Consider the following 15,197-nt stretch of genomic DNA (forward strand, 5'->3'; position numbering starts at 1 on the left):
ACCCGTGGTGGCGGATGACCACCGCAGCGCGCCTGCTCCGGACATCGGACGCGCCGTTGAGAACCATCGCCGCCCAGGTGGGCTATACGTCCGAGTTCGCCTTCGCCAACGCCTTCAAGTGCACACATGGCACCCCACCCGGCATGTACCGGCGGAAGCGGCACACCTGAGGACGTTCAGGTGTACGCCGACACGAGGGCATGTCATCCGGCTTCGGCGTCGTCGGCTTCCCAGCGCAGGAGGTCGCCCGGCTGGCATTGGAGTACCTCGCAGAGTGCGGCGAGCGTGGCGAAGCGTACGGCCTTGGCGCGGCCGTTCTTGAGTACCGCCAGGTTGGCGGGCGTGATCCCCACGCGGTCCGCGAGCTCGCCCACGGACATCTTCCGCCTGGCCAGCATCACGTCGATGTCGACGGCGATCGGCATCAGATGACCTCGTCCAACTCGGCCCGCATGTGCGCCGCTTCGACGTCGCGCGCGACGGCCTGGGCGAGCAGCGTCCGCAGTACGAGCACGATGAGCGCGACCCCGAGGATGGCCAGGCCGATCCCGCCCATGATGACGGTGACGCCCGGGTCCTCCCGCTGGCCCGGCGCGTTGATGACCGTGACCGCGAACCACAACAGGGCGGCCGCCACGATCGCGCCGATCACGCCGTCCACGTATCGGAACGCGGCATGGGAGAACACGGTCCCGCGTCGCACCATCGCCACCAGCCGCCACACGCACACCAGGGCCACCTGCGCCGACACCATGCCGAGGATCGTGATCACGCGCAGCGGTGTCAGCGGAAGCGACCCGTCCTCCGGGTCGGTGGCCAACGCCCACACCATCAACGCCTGCACGAACACCGTGCCGGCAAGCACCACCGCGAGCACAACGCGCAGCGCACGTACTGTCAGCTTCCCCACGACCCGTCCTTCCATCGACTTACGATGTGAATCTATCGAGTTTCGATAGGTTGGGCAAGGGTTGGGCGGCATCAGCTGCAGGCGTCCGAACAGCTGGCCCGTTCGGCGGCAATCACGCGTCGCGGGGACTGGGCCGTCTACGCCGCCGAAGTCAGCCGCCGCAACTCACTCAAGGAGGACGGCAGATGACCAGCCAGGAGTCGCGCGCGGAGGGTGAGGTCCGGGACCCCTTCGGCACCTTGCACCGCGCGTTGTGGATCGGAGGCGGTCAATGGGCCGGCAAGTCGACCGTCGCCCGGCTGCTGGCCGTTCAATACGGCGTCACGGTCTACCACTACGACTACCACGACGCCCGCGGTCACAACGATCGCAGGATCGCCCGCCGCGTCGCTCTTGGCGAGCCCGCCACCGAGCCTGACCTGGACAGGACTTGGGTCGACACCACCCCGGAGGAGATGGCCACCGAGACCCTGGCCGGCTTCCCGGACCGGTTCCAATGGGCTCTCGACGACCTGCGCGCGCTCGTGTCCGGCCACCCGATCATCGCCGAAGGCTGGGGACTTCGACCCGAACTCGTCGCACCCGTCATCGACTCACCACGCCGGATGATCGTGATGGTGCCCACGCCCGAGTTCCGCGACCGGCAGGTCCGTGAACTACCCCGAGCCACTACGCTCGGGCACCGCGTCAGCGACCCCACCCGGGCACAGGCCAACCGCCTCGCCCGCGACCGGCTCGTCGCCGAGGACGCCGTCAGCCAGGCCCGCCGGCTCGGCATCCGCGTGATCGCCATCGATGGCTCCCGCGACGCCACGGCGATCGCGGAGATTGTCGCTGATCACTTCGGACCCTATCTCCCAGAGCAAGATCGCAACTCTTGATCCCACTTGTGAGATGGATCTGGAAGACTCCTGCGCGGCACTATCTGACGTCAGCCTAGGGAAACCAGTGGGGCAGGGGGAGCCACCGTGCAGCCGATCATCCTCGTCCTGATCATTCTGGTGGTGTTGTTCTTCATAGTCTTGGTCAAGACGATCCATGTCATTCCCGAGGCCGGCACCGCAATCGTGGAGCGCTTCGGGCGCTACACCCGCACCCTCACCGCCGGCCTGAACATCGTCGTCCCGCTCATCGACACCATCCGCATCCGGCTCGACCTGCGTGAACAGGCCCTTACGATTCCGCCGCAACAGGTGATCACACAGGACCACCTGGTCGTCGACATCGACACCGTCATCTCCTACCAGGTGACCGACGCGAGAGCCGCCGCCTACGAAGTCACCAACCTCATCCAGGCGATCGAGGAACTCACCGTCACCACGGTGCGCGGCATCGTCGGCGCCATGGACCTGGAACGGACCCTGACCTCCCGCGGGGAGATCACCGCGAGCCTGCGCATGGTTCTCGAAGAGACCACCGCACGCTGGGGTGTCCACATCCGCCGCGTCGGGCTCAACGCGGTCGCACCGCCCACCTCGATTCAGAATTCGATGGAGAAGCAGAAGCGGGCCGACAGGGACAAGCGCGCCGGAACCCTCGTCGGCGGGAGGGGAGCGACCCGGAGCGCACCGCAGTCGCCCGTCCGGCCCGGCTCCGCCCCCAGGCACCAGCCGCTGCGGCCGGGCGATCCTCGCCGTATCGGCCGCTACCACCTGACGGCTCTGCTGGGCCAAGGGGGAATGGGCACGGTCTATCTCGGCCGGTCTCCAGGACACCGCCTGGTCGCGGTCAAAGTCATCCGGCCCGAATTCGCCGCGGACCCGACGTTCCGGGAACGATTCACCCGCGAGATCCAAGCCGCACGCCTTGTCGGCGGATTCCACACCGCGCCGGTGGTCGACGCCGACTCCCACGGCAACCCGCTCTGGCTGGCCACCGAGTACATCCCCGGCCCGTCACTGCACGACGTCCTCGGGCAGCAGGGTGCCCTGCCCACAAGAACCCTGCATACCCTCGCCGTCGGCGTCGCCGAGGCGCTCGAGCGCATCCATGCCTGCGGCATCATCCACCGTGACCTCAAACCCGGCAACATCATCATTTCCGGCTCAGGTCCCCGCATCATCGACTTCGGCATCGCCCGAGCCCTCGACAGCACCGCGCTCACCCGTACCAACCACGTCGTCGGCACACCTGGGTTTGTCGCTCCGGAACAACTCACCGGCGCACCGATCACGCACGCCACGGACATCTACGCCTTTGGCACGGTGCTGTGCCACGCTGCGGGAGCCATGCCGCTCAAGGACGGTGAATCCCTGGAGGCGGCCCTCGGCCTGTTGCCCTCTCGAATCGCCGGCACCATCACCCGGTGCCTCGACCATGACCCCAAGGGGCGCCCGACGTCCACCGAGGTACTCGAGCAGCTCTCCCGGAACGACTCATCGTCCGAGGATTGGCTGCCGCCTCCCGTACGCACGATGGTCGAGCTGTACAACACCCCCGATGCATCGGCACCTTGAGCCACGATGCGGCCCGAAAGGGCGCCCGACCCCTCCGAAGCACTGCTGATGTGCGCGTGACCGGGCCGGCCACCGGTCGTTTGATCATGATGTGAGCCAGACCTATGCGTTCCGCCACGACGTGGCGTTGGAGCCCGATCCGTTCATGACCTCCTTACGCCGGGAGGAACCCGTCGCGAGGGTCGAGATGCCCTACGGCAGCGGGCCCTGCTGGCTGGTGACCCGCTACGCGGACGTCCAGCTGGTCACTTCGGACCGGCGCTTCAGCCGGGCCGCCCTCATCGGCGCGGACTTCCCCCGCATCACCCCGGCGCCCATCGCCCAGCCCGAGGCGATCAACCTGATGGACCCGCCCGTCCTGGCCCGCGTCCGCCGCCTGGTCACCCACGCCTTCGGTCCCCGCCAGCTGGACCGGATGGGCCCCTGGGTGCGGTCCAGGGTGGACGCCCTGCTCTCGGCGATGGAGGCCGAGGGACCCGGTGCAGACCTGGCCGAGCACCTGGCGGGCAGGCTGCCGCTCGAGACCATCTGTGAACTCCTCGGGATCCCCGCCGAGGACCGCCCCCGGCTGCGCGGCCGGGCCATCGCGATGATGACGATGACCCCGGAGGCGCGCGACGCGGCCGTCGCGGCGAAGCAGGAGCTGCGCGGCTACTTCGACGCGCTCACCGCCGTGCGCCGTACCGCGCCCGGCGAGGACCTGCTCTCCGCCCTGGCCACCGCCCGGATCGGTGACGAGACCCTGACCGACGGCGAACTCGCCGTACTGGCCCAGCTACTGATGGTCAGCGGACACGACACCACCACGTACGACATCTCCAACATGGTGTTCACCCTCCTCACCCACCCCGCGCACCTTGCCCGGCTCCGGGCCCGCCCCGAGCTGCTGGAGCAGGCGGTCGAGGAGCTGCTGCGCCACATCCCCTTCCGCCAGGGCGTCGGCATCCCGCGCGTCGCGCTGGAGGACGTGGAGGTCGGCGGGGTGACCATCCGCGCCGGTGACGCCGTCCACGTCTCCTACCTCACCGCCAACCGCGACGAGGCCGCGTACGAGCGTCCCGACGAGCTGGACTTCGAACGGGCCTGCCCGGCCCCGCACATGGCGTTCGGCTGGGGCATGCACCACTGCCTGGGCTCGCACCTGGCCCGCCTGATGCTGCGTACGGCGGTCGGCACGCTCCTGTCGCGCTTCCCCGGGCTGCGCTTGGCGGTTCCCGCCGAGGAGATCCGCTGGAACACGCGGTCGATCTGGCGCTACCCGCTCGCCCTGCCGGTGGCGTGGTGAGCGTGGTGGCGACCCTGTGCCGTCCGCAGGTGGCGGTCCCCGAGTACGTGGTCACCGCCGAGGAGACCCTGGAAACCGCCCGTGACGTGCTCGCCGGACATCCGCAACTGGACCTCGTACTACGGCTGATCACCAACACCGGGGTACGGACCCGCCATCTGGTGCAGCCGCTGGAGGAGGCCCTGCGCCACCCGGGCTTCGAGGCGCGCAACCTGGTCTACGAGAAGGAGGCCAGGCGGCGGCTCCCGCAGGTGGTGGAGGGGGCGTTGGCACACGCCGGGCTCGGAGCGCCCGACATCGACATGCTCGTCTACGTGTCGTGCACGGGCTTCATGATGCCCTCGATGACGGCCCACCTGATCAACAGCATGGGTTTCCGTTCGGACACCCGGCAGCTGCCCGTCGCGCAGCTGGGGTGCGCCGCCGGCGGGGCGGCCGTCAACCGGGCCCACGACTTCGTGACGGCCTATCCCGGCCGCAATGTGCTGATCGTCGCGTGTGAGTTCTGCTCGCTGCTGTACCAGCCCACCGACCTGGACGTGGGCAGCCTGCTGTCCAACGGCCTCTTCGGCGACGCTATGGCTGCCGTCGTCGTGCGCGGGGACGGCGGGCACGGGATCCGGCTGGAGCACAACGGATCGCACCTGGTGCCCGGGACGGAGGAGTGGATCTCGTACGCGGTCCGGGACACCGGCTTCCACTTCCGGCTCGACAAGCGGGTGCCCGCCACGATGGGGGTACTGGCTCCCGCGCTGCGGGCGATGGCGGAGCCGTACGCATGGGACGTCGGGGAGCTGGACTTCTACCTGGTGCACGCCGGGGGGCCGCGGATCCTGGACGACCTGGGGGAGCACCTGGGGCTGCCCGCGCACGTCTTCCGACACAGCCGGGCCACGCTCACCGAGCGCGGCAACATCGCCAGCGCCGTCGTGTTCGACGCCCTGTCCCGGCTCTTCGCCGAGGGCGGCCCGCGGCCCGGAGGGCGCGGACTGCTGGCCGGGTTCGGTCCGGGGATCACGGCGGAGATCTCCCTGGGCCACTGGTCGCCACCCGAAGCGCTCATCGCCGGTGCCGGGCAGGTGCGGCTCCCCGCCCCCCGGCAGGAGGGCGGCCTGCTCTACCACGTGGTTCCGCTCGCGCAGTGGCTGGCACGTCCCGACCGACCGTACGAGCCGGCCTCCCTGTCACGCGACGGGACGGTGCACTGCGTGCCCAAGGAGGAGGCGGTGCTGGCCGCGGCCAGCCGATTCCACCGGGACACGGCAGGGACCCTGCTGGCCCTGGTCATCGACCAGAGCCGGCTCGACGCCCCGGTGGAGTGGACGGCCCCCGCGCCCGGCTCCCCCCTGGACGGGACCGGCGCCCTGTTCCCTCGGATCCGGGGGCCGGTCGCCCGCGCCGCGGTGGTCGGAGTGCGGGAGATCGTACGGGACGGGCAGGGCCGCGCCCTGGAACTGCTTCCCCGGTACTGAACCCCTGCGCGGACGCGGGCCTTCGCCCTCCCCGAGGGCCCGCTGCCGCGGCTCTCCGACCGGTCCTGACATCGGCGCGTTCCGGCCGATAATCGATGTCGAGAAACGGGGCAGGGGAGTGTGTGGGTTGTTGGAAGCGTCAACTGCGGCGGCTGCCAGAGAAGACAGGTTCGATTGGTTCTGCCAGACGGTGTCCAGTGAGGTGATGCCCGTCATGCTCAGCAGCCGTCACGCGGCAGACTTCCGGGCGAGCTTCACGTACCTCGATCTCGGAGACGTGCAGCTCTCCGCGTTGACCTGCTCACCGCTGCTCTCGCGCCGCACGCCGAGTCATGTACGGCGTGGCGATCCCGAGCACTTGCAGCTGGCGCTCGTCACGCAAGGCAGTGTCAGGATTTCCCAGCGGGGCAACGAATCGATGGTCGCCGGGGGTCTCGTGCTCACGGACACCTCACGGCCGAGCGAGGGGGCATGCACAGGCGGGCAGACCGAGACGCTGGTCATGCAGATCCCCCGTCAGGCCCTGGCGCTGAACTCGGACCGAGTCGACCGCCTCCTCGCACAGAGCATGGCCGCAGACGCGGCGTCAGGGGCGATCCTCGCCGATTTCCTGCAGACGCTGCTCACACGCGGCCCGCACTGTCGCCCGGAGGAGCTGCGCGCGATGGGATCCGTCACCCTCGACTTGACCACGGCATTCCTCGCGCAGCAGCTCGGCGACCCTGGCCAGGCGCCCGCCGAGGCCCGCGCACAGCAGGCATTGCAGCGGGTTTACCGCTTCATCGACAACAACCTCGGCGACCCGGACCTTACGCCACAGACGGTGGCCGACCGGCACGGCTTTTCCCTGCGCACCCTCTACAACCTCTTCGCCGACCAGCCGCTGAGCGTGGCGGCGCACATCCGTCAACGCAGGCTGGAACGCGCCGCCGCCGATCTCGCGCGCCCGGAGCTGGACAGGCAGCCCGTGCAGACGATCGCGCTCCGGTGGGGCTTCTCCAGCAACGCCGCGTTCGGCCGTGCGTTCCGCGAGGTGTACGGGATCACCCCGTCGGAGCACCGAAGGGCCGCCCTGGGTCATCCCGGAGGCGTCGGGCAGGAGCGACCCGGCCTGGGAGATCCGGGCATGCCGCGTTGAGACGGTTGCTCGGCCACCGGAGGTCGTCCCGGCCGGAGAAGTCGATGGCGGCAGAAACGAAGCAGGCTCGAATCCATCCGTGCTCCTACATTGCCGAATGTCGGGTCTCCACTCCTCGGCGCCCGGGAAAGAGCCATCGAGCGTCCCGGTGGGAAGCGACCACGGAGGCCGCGGTGAGCACGAGCTTCCGCACGTTGCGGAAGCGGCCGGATGAATGGCTGAACTGCGTGCTGGCCCGACCCGGCAGCGGCTCCTACGATTCCGCTGTCCGGCCCCGCGGACTGCCATGCTTGTCATGGCCATGTCGTCCATCGTCCGTCGCGGTCATGGAGAGCACCATGACTGCCCGACACAGCTTCCGCCGGCTGTTGCGCCCCCACCCCGCGTGACCCAGACCGCGGCCCAGTGCCGCCGGTTTCCGAAGCAGCGGATTGGAGAATCATGGCCGGAGGTTTTCTGGTGAGCGGCGCGATCGGCCTGCTGCTCGCAACGGCCCTGCCCACCCAGCACAGCCCCTCGGCGATCACGGACCCGCCGCCGGACCGGATCGTCATCGACGTCGCGACGGTCAACGGGTCCGGATGTCCGAAGGACACGGCAGCCGTCGCCGTGTCCCAGGACAACACCGCCTTCACGGTGACCTACAGCCAGTACGTCGCCCAGGTCGGCGGCGCACCGCCCACCGCCGCGCGCAGGAACTGCCAGCTCAACCTCATCGTGCACGTGCCCCACGGTTTCACCTACGCGATCGCCAGCGCGGACTACCGCGGTTACGCGTCTCTCGCGCCCGGCGCGAGCAGCACCACGAAGGCCTCGTACTACTTCCAGGGCTCACCGCAGACCGCTGCCCGGGAGCACACGTTCAACGGTCCGTACGACGACAACTGGCAGGCCACCGACGAGACCGACTGGGCGCAGTGGGTGTGGGCACCGTGCGGGGTGCAGCGAAACTTCAACATCAACACCGAACTCCGCGTACGCAAGGGCACGTCGGCTCCTGCGTCCAGCAGCTACATGACCATGGACTCCACCGACGGTGACATCAGCACCGTTTACCACCTGGCCTGGCGGGAGTGCCCCACGACCTGACGTCCATCGGGCGGGGGCGTGCCGAGCCCCCGCCCGTTCCGCGTGCGGGCGGGTCTGTCCCTGGTGACCCGAGTCGTTGTCGGTCAAGACGCAGCACCGTAGACAACGCTGGTGATCAATACGCCTAGTTGTCGAACCAGACGACGATCCGCACGTACTCGGGGCCGTGCACGTCGGCGAGAGCCTTCATGGTCGCCCAGACCGGAGCCCACTCGCCGTCCTCGCGCACCGCCTCCCGACGCGTCATGCGGCCCACCCGCATGATCTTGCCCTCCTGCGTCCACTCATCGCCTTCGGAGCGGCCGACGAGGTTCTGGAACGACTTCCCCGACTCGTACCAGCCGTGCTCGGCGCTGTACCGGTACTCGCGCACGCGCGCGTCGACGGTTCGTGCGGGCTCGTCCCAGTCGACGGCGGCCAGCTCCTCCCACCCAATCCAGGACGCGCTGTGAAAGAGGTCGGGCTGGTCCTCGTACTGGCGCCGGACCTCGGCGGTCACGTCGGGCGGCAGCCCCCGCCCTTCGGCGAGAGGCCGGAAGCCGGCGTAGTTGCGTACACCGAACAGACAACCGAAGGCGTCGTAGCTCCGTCCGCCGTACAGCAGATCCAGGTCGATGGCGGCGTGCCAGCTCGAATCCTCCTCGTCGATGCTGCCGTACGTGCACCGACACTCGATGAACCCGTGTATGTCCGCTCCCATAACGAGGGATTCTCGTGTGCGGAGGCGTGGCACTCCAAAGGAATTTCCCACCGCCCGGCCCACTCGGGAATCCAGCGGCTCACATCCACCGACGATCAGATGATCAGTAGGAATCGGACTGGCGGCGGCACGTACTACGGCAGGTCCGGCAGCCAGTTGCCGTGGAAGCCGTGCGGGACCCGGGCCGGCAAATGGATCGTGGCGACCGGTTCGGCCGCGACGTGCCGGTGCCGACGAGGCCGAAGTCGAAGACCACCGGCAGGTCCATGAAGACGACGTGCCCGGCGGTGAGGCCGAAGTCGTACGGGCCGAGGGTGTCCAGTGCGGGGGTGAGCTCGTACGGCAGGGCCGTCTCGGCGAGGGCGAGGGTGCGGCCGGCGTGCCGGACGACGTGGGTGTTGGCCGGTCCGGCGGTGAGGTCGCGCCGGCCCCGCTCGTCGTACATCCGGGCCCCGTCGGTCAGCTTGCTCGTGCGCACCCATCGGTTGCGGTAAGAGACGGCCCGGCCGCCCTCCAGTCGTACGCCGTGGACCATGCCGTCGCCGAAGAACCAGTGGCCGGAGGAGGCGTCGGCCGGGTTCGGCCCGTTGCGCAGGTACCAGCCGGTGAGCTCGTCGGGGATCCGCCCGGTGACGGGCAGGTCGTGCGCGGTCACCTCGTCCGTCACAGGGGCGTAGTTGCCGGAGAGGTGGCGGGGGGCGGTGGGGGAGCTCATCGGGCACCGGCCTTGGTCTGGAGGGAGGCGACGTAGCGGGAGGTGAACAGCATCGGGAGGGCGAAGCCGGCGACCTGAACGAGCGTCGCGGCCGTCGAGTGGCCCTGGCCGGCGTGGGCGAGGAGTGCGAGCGCACCGGCGGTCAGGGCGAAGGCCGCGGTCCAGCCGGAGGTGATGACGGTGTTGGCCTGCACGAAGGGGCGCAGCCCCCAGACCTCGCGGGGCGTGGTGCGCTTGGCGATGCCGAGGGTGAAGGGCTTGCGGATGAGCAGCGAGACCGCGGCGATCAGGGCCAGGGTGGCCGAGGACAGGGCCGCCGAGTAGCCGTGCACGGCCGACTGCGGGTCGGCGAAGGCGATGGCCGCCAGGGCCGCGAAGAACACCGCCGAGCCGATCTCGATGATCAGCGCGTCGAAGCCGGCCCCTTCGCGGCGCTGCTGGACGGCCACCACGACCGCGGCCACCAGCGCGGCGAGCGCGCCCCACTGCCACTGGGCGGACGGGATCACCGCGAAGACGATCCACGGAAGGAAGGTGCGCACGTACGACATCGAAGGCTCCCGGCTGCTCGCTGCTCTGACATTCCTATTCTGACATGTCGAAACTAGACCTTCCAAAACTGACATGTCAAGAAAGGAATGTAGAGTGAGGGTCATGAGCCTTCGACACGCCCTCCTCGGACTTCTCTCCGAGCGCCCGGCCAGCGGCTACGACCTGCTGAAGCGCTTCGAGACCTCGCTGGCCAACGTCTGGCCCGCCACGCAGAGCCAGATGTACGGCGAGCTGTCCAAGCTCGCCGCCGCCGGGCTGATCAGCGTCTCGGCGGAGGGTCCGCGCGGCCGCAAGGAGTACACCCTCACCGACGAGGGGCTGGCGGAGCTGCGTCACTGGCTGACGGAGCCCAAGCCGCAGCGCAATCCCCGCAGCGACACCCTGCTGAGGGTCTTCTTCCTCGGCGTGCTCACCCCGGAGCAGGCGCGCGGCTACCTGATCGAGCTGATGGAGCTGTCCGACCGGGAGTACGAGGAGCTGGGCCGGCTGGAGCAGTCCATCGACTGGGGCGACGACCGGCTGTCGGTCTACGGCCGGATCGTCCTGGAGTACGGGCTCCGCTTCAACGCCATGCGCCGTGAGTGGGCCGACTGGGCGGCGACCCAGCTCCGCTAGGTGTGCCCGCCGGACGAGCCCGCCCAGGCGTCGGCGGTCGCGGCGCGTACGTACAGGACCGCGGTGGCCACTGGGCATCTGCCTGGTTGGCTTCGGGACCGGTGAGCAGCCGGACGCGTCCGGTGTCAGGGGCCGCGCCGCCCGGCGTCATGGGGAAGTGCTGCGGCGGGCGTAGGCGCGGGCGGCGCGGGCGCGGTCGCCGCAGCGGGTGGAGCACCACTGACGGCGGCCGTAGCGGAGCAGGTAGCGGTTGCAGGGGGCAGAGCCGCAGGCGCTGAGGCGGTCCGCGTCGGGGCCCGTGAGCAGGTCGGAGGCGTCAGTGGCGAGGGTGGCCAGGGCGTGGTCCAGGATCGCGGTGGTGGGGTGGAGGGTGGCCCGGTAGGGGCCGGTCTTGTCGTCCCACTGGAGTAGTGGGGCGGTGGGGACGCGGGTCATCGCCTCGTTGATGGCTCTGACCGCAGTGGGGAGGGCGGGCAGACCTTCGGCGCGGGACGCGAAGAGCGACCTGATCTGTTCGCGCAGCGAGCGCAGCTGTGTCGCGCACATCTCCCGCATGCCGGCGTCGGCCGGAGCGAGACCGCGTTCCGTCAGCCAGTGGTTCGCCTGCGCGGGAGTGCCCAGAAGATCGACCGTGTGCCCGCCGACCAGCGCGATCGCGCTGTTGGCGAGCGCGAGGGACAGGTGTTCTTGCTCGCCCTGCGCGGGCGGCGGACAGGGTTGTTCGATGACGGGCTCCTCCATGTTCCTCATGGTACGGCTTGCGCCCATCCATGAGAGGCGGCTAGGTTCACATCACGGTTCGTTGACATTCATCCGTGAGGTGCACTGTGTCTTCTCTCCCCACAACGACCACTTCGTTCCCTGTACGCGTCTTCGGCGGCCCGACCGCGCTCTTCGAATACGGCGGCCTGCGCTTCCTGACCGACCCGACCTTCGACGCCCCGGGCGACTACGTCCGTCCCGACGGACGGTTTCTCACCAAGACCGCCCCCTCCAGCGGCACCCCGGCCGACCTCGGTCCCATCGACGTGGTCCTGCTCTCGCATGACGAGCACCCCGACAACCTCGACACCTCCGGCCGGGCCCTGCTCGCCGACGTCCCGCTCACCCTCACCACCCCCGGCGGCGGACAGCGCCTCAAGGGGAAGGCCAAGGGTCTGGCGGACTGGGAGTCCGTCCAACTGAACCGTCCGGACGGCGGCACGATCACCGTGACCGGCGTCCCCGCCGTCCACGGCCCCGGCCCGCGTGAGGAGGTCGAGCCGATCACCGGCCAGGTCGTCGGCTTCATCCTGACCGGAGAGGGTTTGCCGACCGTCTACGTCAGCGGCGACAACGCATCCCTCGACGCGATCAAGGACATCGCCGCGCACTTCGCCCCCATCGACACGGCCCTCCTCTTTGCCGGCGCCCCCCGCTTCCCCGTGCTTTTCGACAACCAGCTGATCGTCCTGAACAGCGCCCAAGCCGCCGAGGCCGCTCAGATACTCGGCGCCCCCCGCGTGGTCCCCGTCCACTACGACAGCTGGGCCCACTTCACCGAAGGCCGTGACGAGCTGGTAGCCGCCTTCACCGCCGCGGGTCTGGCCGACCGCCTGGACTGGGGCCGGCGGGATTGACCTCCGGCGCCTGAAGTCTCGGGAACCAAGCCACGGGACCAACTCTGGTCGTGCCAGTAACAGTTCTACGGACCGCCGCCGTGAGTACGGTGTGACGGTTGCCGGCTGCTCGCGGTGGCCTCACAGGCTGCAGCTGGGGGTTGTCGTCGTTACGGCTGCTCGGCATTCGTCCGCTGCTGGTACTGCCCGGCCGCGCGGCACGGGCAAGCCATAGGCCGGAACGCCCGGTGCACACACAGGGTGACGTCGTAGCCAGCCGTACCTGGGGAATTTCGACTTGGCCGCTGCAAGGCGTGGCGAAGGACGAGAACGCACTTCACGATGTCGGTGATTCAGCGGTGCTCTCCCAAGAGGCGCCAGCCTTGAGGGCGACCATGGCCTGCTGGCCGATGCACCAGGTCTCGGCGTGGCTGCCGTGGCGGACGAATCATGGCCAGCGGCCACGCCCGTCCGGAGACGACGAGCCGTTCCAGGGACACGCACCGGGGACGGGCCCTCGCCCGTTCGTTCAGGAAGCCCGGATCGCCCGGTCGATCTCCGCGCCGGTAACGGGCCACGACGAGGGGCCAGTCGTCCCTGAGGGAGGCGGGGAGAAGCTCGCGCAGCGCGTCGGGTAGCGGCTCGGCACCAGAGGTCTGTGTCACGCACTCCTGGCCCGTGTGCCCTCCCGACCCGTCGACTGGTCGGCGACGGGAGGCTGCGCCTTGGCGTCAGTCGAGCGCCACGGCAGTTTGCCCTGCGTCACCGCGAGAACGGCGCCCACCACCAGCACCAGGGCCCCGGTGCCCTGGAGCCCGCCGAGAGACTCGCCCAGGAGGACGGTGGCGCACAGCGTGTTGATGACGGGCACGTTGAACATCATGAGGGAGGCCTTGGCCGGTCCCACGCTTCCGACTCCCCGGTAGTAGAGGAGGTTCGCCACAGCCGTGGCGCCGATCGCCAGGTACGCGGTGTTCAGCCAGACACTGGCCGGCAGGTCGCTCCACGCCACGTCGGCCGCTTCAGGGGCCGCGAGGAAGCCGAGGAGAACAGCACCCGCGCAGGTCGCGTACGTGGTGGCTCTCAGCGGCTCGATGCCCGACAGGACACGCGGCCCCGCCAGCGTGTAGGACGCCCAACACACCGCGCTCAGGAGGAAGAGGGCGTCACCCAGGAGCCTGGACGAGCCGCCGGTCCCGCTGCCGCCGGCTCCGATGAAGAAGATTCCCGCGCCGGTGAGCCCGAGGGCCAGGCCGGTGACGCGTGCCCAGGACGCCTTCTCCTTGCCGGTCACCAGAAGGAAGGTACTCGTGAGGATCGGACTCAAGACCGGGATGAGGATGCCGGCATCCAAGGACGGGGCGAGCGACAGGCCCCAGAAGAAGAAGCCGTTGTAGGCGAAGACACCCAGCACACCGGCCCCCGCCGCAAGCCATCCGTTCCGGGCCGGTACGCGCGCCGTGCGGCTGCCGAACATGGCTACGGCGATCAGCAGGGCAAGCGCACCGCCGCCGAACCGCAGGAAGGCTCCCACCGAGTGCGGCAGGTGCTCCACGACCGACTTGGAGCCGGCGAATGAGCCCCCCCAGAGCACCATCGTCACCATCAAGAGCGCATACGGATTACTGACTCTGCTCATCGTTCCCATACGCCGATCCTGCCTGACGGGTCCCCCTCTGACTTGAACGCTCGTGCGCGGCCACAATGGGTCCATGCGGAACGGAGACGGCTGGGTGCGGTACTGGCGGGATGAAGCCCGTCCCCTGGAAGCCATGCACGCGCACTTCCTCCATCACGTGTACGCGCCGCACAGCCATGACACCTACTCCTTCGGCATCACCGACCTGGGCGCGCAGGCCTTCCGGTGCCGTGGGGCGCACCACACCAGCGGTGCCGGCATGGTGATGGTGTTCAATCCCGACGAGGTCCACGACGGCCAGGCTGCCGCAGAGCTGGGCTATCAGTACCGCATCGTGCACATCGGCCCGTCTGTGGTGCGAGAAACCCTCGGGGACGCGGCCGGCGACGGAACCGCGGGAGCGATGCCGCTGTTCGTACGCCCCGTACTGACGGATCCCCTGCTCACCGGGGCGCTGGCCCGTCTCCACGCGGCGCTGGTTGATGATGCCGGCGGCCTGGCGCGGGAAGAGCTCCTGACAGCCACCGTCCTCGCGCTCGCGGAGCGGGGCGCGACACGGGCGCCGCGCAGGAGGACGCTGGGGGGCGAGGCGCAGCGCCGGGCGGCCCGGCGGGCCCAGGCCCTGCTCAAGGAGGCGTTCCTCGAACCGATATCGGCGGACGACCTGGCAGCGGCGGCAGGCTGTAGCCGCTTCGCCCTGTATCGGGCCTTCCGCTCGGAGTTCGGCATGGCTCCGAGTGACTACCAGCGGCTTCTGCGGCTCCGTCGGGCACGGCATCTTCTCACCCGCGGGCTGTCATCGGCGGATGCCGCGGCCTCCGCCGGTTTCTCCGACCAGGCCCACTTCAACCGATGGTTCAAGCGGGCGTACGGCATCACTCCGGCGACCTACCAGCGCGCCGCTCACTGACCCCTTCGACGCCTGACAACGCGAGCGGCGGGGCCCCGGGGGCCTGCTCTGGGACAAGGGGTGACCGGAGTAGCGGCTCGCAGTGTTCGCCGGGCAGGCCGTGCAGCTCCGTGGTGGC

The 15,197-nt window shown here is 69.5% G+C and carries 14 protein-coding genes and 5 pseudogenes; 12 read left to right on the plus strand and 7 right to left on the minus strand.

Features of this window, described 5'->3' with window-relative positions; genetic code table 11:
- Positions 1-5 precede the first annotated feature (5 nt).
- A pseudogene (locus ACGFYU_RS02055) lies at positions 6-170 on the plus strand (helix-turn-helix domain-containing protein); the annotation flags it as partial.
- 33 nt (positions 171-203) lie between these two features.
- On the opposite strand, the gene ACGFYU_RS02060 reads toward ACGFYU_RS02055, so the two are convergent.
- Both ACGFYU_RS02060 and ACGFYU_RS02065 read right to left on the minus strand, forming a co-directional pair.
- Positions 204-425, minus strand: coding sequence for a helix-turn-helix domain-containing protein (locus ACGFYU_RS02060; RefSeq protein WP_393825290.1), 222 nt, complete (start codon positions 423-425; stop codon positions 204-206).
- Positions 425-910, minus strand: coding sequence for a DUF2975 domain-containing protein (locus ACGFYU_RS02065; RefSeq protein ID WP_393825291.1), 486 nt, complete (start codon positions 908-910; stop codon positions 425-427). Before ACGFYU_RS02065 ends, ACGFYU_RS02060 begins: the two co-directional genes overlap by 1 nt.
- Before the next feature lie 185 nt (positions 911-1,095).
- On the opposite strand from ACGFYU_RS02065, the gene ACGFYU_RS02070 reads away from it, so the two are divergent.
- The 8 genes and pseudogenes from ACGFYU_RS02070 (at position 1,096) to ACGFYU_RS02105 (ending at position 8,350) form a co-directional block, all read left to right on the plus strand.
- Positions 1,096-1,791 carry a hypothetical protein gene (locus ACGFYU_RS02070; protein ID WP_393825292.1) on the plus strand — a complete coding sequence of 232 codons (696 nt, stop codon included), beginning with the start codon at positions 1,096-1,098 and terminating at the stop codon, positions 1,789-1,791.
- An 87-nt stretch (positions 1,792-1,878) separates the two neighbouring features.
- Positions 1,879-2,448 (plus strand): annotated as a pseudogene (locus tag ACGFYU_RS02075) (SPFH domain-containing protein); the annotation flags it as partial.
- 120 nt (positions 2,449-2,568) lie between these two features.
- Positions 2,569-3,366 (plus strand): annotated as a pseudogene (locus tag ACGFYU_RS02080) (serine/threonine-protein kinase); the annotation flags it as partial.
- Positions 3,367-3,511: 145 nt separating this feature from the next.
- The gene (locus ACGFYU_RS02085) at positions 3,512-4,651 is read left to right on the plus strand and encodes a cytochrome P450 (RefSeq protein ID WP_393825459.1); all 1,140 of its coding nucleotides are present in this window, start codon (positions 3,512-3,514) and stop codon (positions 4,649-4,651) included.
- 5 nt (positions 4,652-4,656) lie between these two features.
- Positions 4,657-5,745: pseudogene (locus tag ACGFYU_RS02090) on the plus strand (type III polyketide synthase); the annotation flags it as partial.
- A gap of 30 nt (positions 5,746-5,775) precedes the next feature.
- Positions 5,776-6,123 (plus strand): DUF952 domain-containing protein, encoded by a 348-nt coding sequence (locus ACGFYU_RS02095; RefSeq protein WP_393825460.1) that lies wholly within the window; start codon positions 5,776-5,778, stop codon positions 6,121-6,123.
- 118 nt (positions 6,124-6,241) lie between these two features.
- Positions 6,242-7,261, plus strand: a complete 1,020-nt coding sequence (locus ACGFYU_RS02100; protein WP_393825293.1) for a helix-turn-helix domain-containing protein — start codon at positions 6,242-6,244, stop codon at positions 7,259-7,261.
- A gap of 441 nt (positions 7,262-7,702) precedes the next feature.
- On the plus strand, positions 7,703-8,350 hold the full coding sequence (locus ACGFYU_RS02105; RefSeq protein WP_393825294.1) for a DUF4360 domain-containing protein: 648 nt from the start codon (positions 7,703-7,705) through the stop codon (positions 8,348-8,350).
- A gap of 124 nt (positions 8,351-8,474) precedes the next feature.
- On the opposite strand, the gene ACGFYU_RS02110 is transcribed toward ACGFYU_RS02105, so the two are convergent.
- The 3 genes and pseudogenes from ACGFYU_RS02110 to ACGFYU_RS02120 form a co-directional block, all read right to left on the minus strand.
- Entirely contained in the window at positions 8,475-9,050 is a 576-nt protein-coding gene (locus ACGFYU_RS02110) for a hypothetical protein (RefSeq protein ID WP_393825295.1), read from the minus strand.
- Between the two features lie 292 nt (positions 9,051-9,342).
- Positions 9,343-9,765: pseudogene (locus ACGFYU_RS02115) on the minus strand (carotenoid oxygenase family protein); the annotation flags it as partial.
- Complete coding sequence (locus ACGFYU_RS02120) at positions 9,762-10,316, minus strand: hypothetical protein (protein ID WP_393825296.1); 555 nt, start codon at positions 10,314-10,316, stop codon at positions 9,762-9,764. The gene ACGFYU_RS02120 and the pseudogene ACGFYU_RS02115, both read right to left, overlap by 4 nt.
- A gap of 103 nt (positions 10,317-10,419) precedes the next feature.
- Between ACGFYU_RS02120 and ACGFYU_RS02125 the strand changes: the two genes are divergently transcribed.
- Entirely contained in the window at positions 10,420-10,932 is a 513-nt protein-coding gene (locus ACGFYU_RS02125) for a PadR family transcriptional regulator (RefSeq protein WP_393825297.1), read from the plus strand.
- A 147-nt stretch (positions 10,933-11,079) separates the two neighbouring features.
- On the opposite strand, the gene ACGFYU_RS02130 is transcribed toward ACGFYU_RS02125, so the two are convergent.
- Entirely contained in the window at positions 11,080-11,673 is a 594-nt protein-coding gene (locus ACGFYU_RS02130) for a CGNR zinc finger domain-containing protein (protein WP_393825298.1), read from the minus strand.
- A gap of 86 nt (positions 11,674-11,759) precedes the next feature.
- On the opposite strand from ACGFYU_RS02130, the gene ACGFYU_RS02135 reads away from it, so the two are divergent.
- Complete coding sequence (locus ACGFYU_RS02135; RefSeq protein ID WP_393825299.1) at positions 11,760-12,551, plus strand: MBL fold metallo-hydrolase; 792 nt, start codon at positions 11,760-11,762, stop codon at positions 12,549-12,551.
- A gap of 640 nt (positions 12,552-13,191) precedes the next feature.
- On the opposite strand, the gene ACGFYU_RS02140 is transcribed toward ACGFYU_RS02135, so the two are convergent.
- Positions 13,192-14,178, minus strand: a complete 987-nt coding sequence (locus ACGFYU_RS02140) for a DMT family transporter (RefSeq protein WP_393825300.1) — start codon at positions 14,176-14,178, stop codon at positions 13,192-13,194.
- A gap of 64 nt (positions 14,179-14,242) precedes the next feature.
- Between ACGFYU_RS02140 and ACGFYU_RS02145 the strand changes: the two genes are divergently transcribed.
- Positions 14,243-15,079, plus strand: coding sequence for a helix-turn-helix domain-containing protein (locus ACGFYU_RS02145; protein WP_393825301.1), 837 nt, complete (start codon positions 14,243-14,245; stop codon positions 15,077-15,079).
- Positions 15,080-15,197: the final 118 nt, after the last annotated feature.

It is taken from the genome of Streptomyces sp. NPDC048337, assembly GCF_043201175.1.
GTDB lineage: Bacteria > Actinomycetota > Actinomycetes > Streptomycetales > Streptomycetaceae > Streptomyces.

What these genes read in the sequence shown, in the direction of transcription:
- ACGFYU_RS02125 (WP_393825297.1), top strand. Translation starts at nt 10,420, where the DNA reads ATGAGCCTTCGACACGCCCTCCTCGGACTTCTCTCCGAGCGCCCGGCC.
- ACGFYU_RS02120 (WP_393825296.1), bottom strand. Translation starts at nt 10,316, where the DNA reads ATGTCGTACGTGCGCACCTTCCTTCCGTGGATCGTCTTCGCGGTGATC.
- ACGFYU_RS02140 (WP_393825300.1), bottom strand. Translation starts at nt 14,178, where the DNA reads ATGGGAACGATGAGCAGAGTCAGTAATCCGTATGCGCTCTTGATGGTG.
- ACGFYU_RS02085 (WP_393825459.1), top strand. Translation starts at nt 3,512, where the DNA reads ATGACCTCCTTACGCCGGGAGGAACCCGTCGCGAGGGTCGAGATGCCC.
- ACGFYU_RS02130 (WP_393825298.1), bottom strand. Translation starts at nt 11,673, where the DNA reads ATGGAGGAGCCCGTCATCGAACAACCCTGTCCGCCGCCCGCGCAGGGC.
- ACGFYU_RS02070 (WP_393825292.1), top strand. Translation starts at nt 1,096, where the DNA reads ATGACCAGCCAGGAGTCGCGCGCGGAGGGTGAGGTCCGGGACCCCTTC.
- ACGFYU_RS02105 (WP_393825294.1), top strand. Translation starts at nt 7,703, where the DNA reads ATGGCCGGAGGTTTTCTGGTGAGCGGCGCGATCGGCCTGCTGCTCGCA.
- ACGFYU_RS02145 (WP_393825301.1), top strand. Translation starts at nt 14,243, where the DNA reads ATGCGGAACGGAGACGGCTGGGTGCGGTACTGGCGGGATGAAGCCCGT.
- ACGFYU_RS02060 (WP_393825290.1), bottom strand. Translation starts at nt 425, where the DNA reads ATGCCGATCGCCGTCGACATCGACGTGATGCTGGCCAGGCGGAAGATG.
- ACGFYU_RS02110 (WP_393825295.1), bottom strand. Translation starts at nt 9,050, where the DNA reads ATGGGAGCGGACATACACGGGTTCATCGAGTGTCGGTGCACGTACGGC.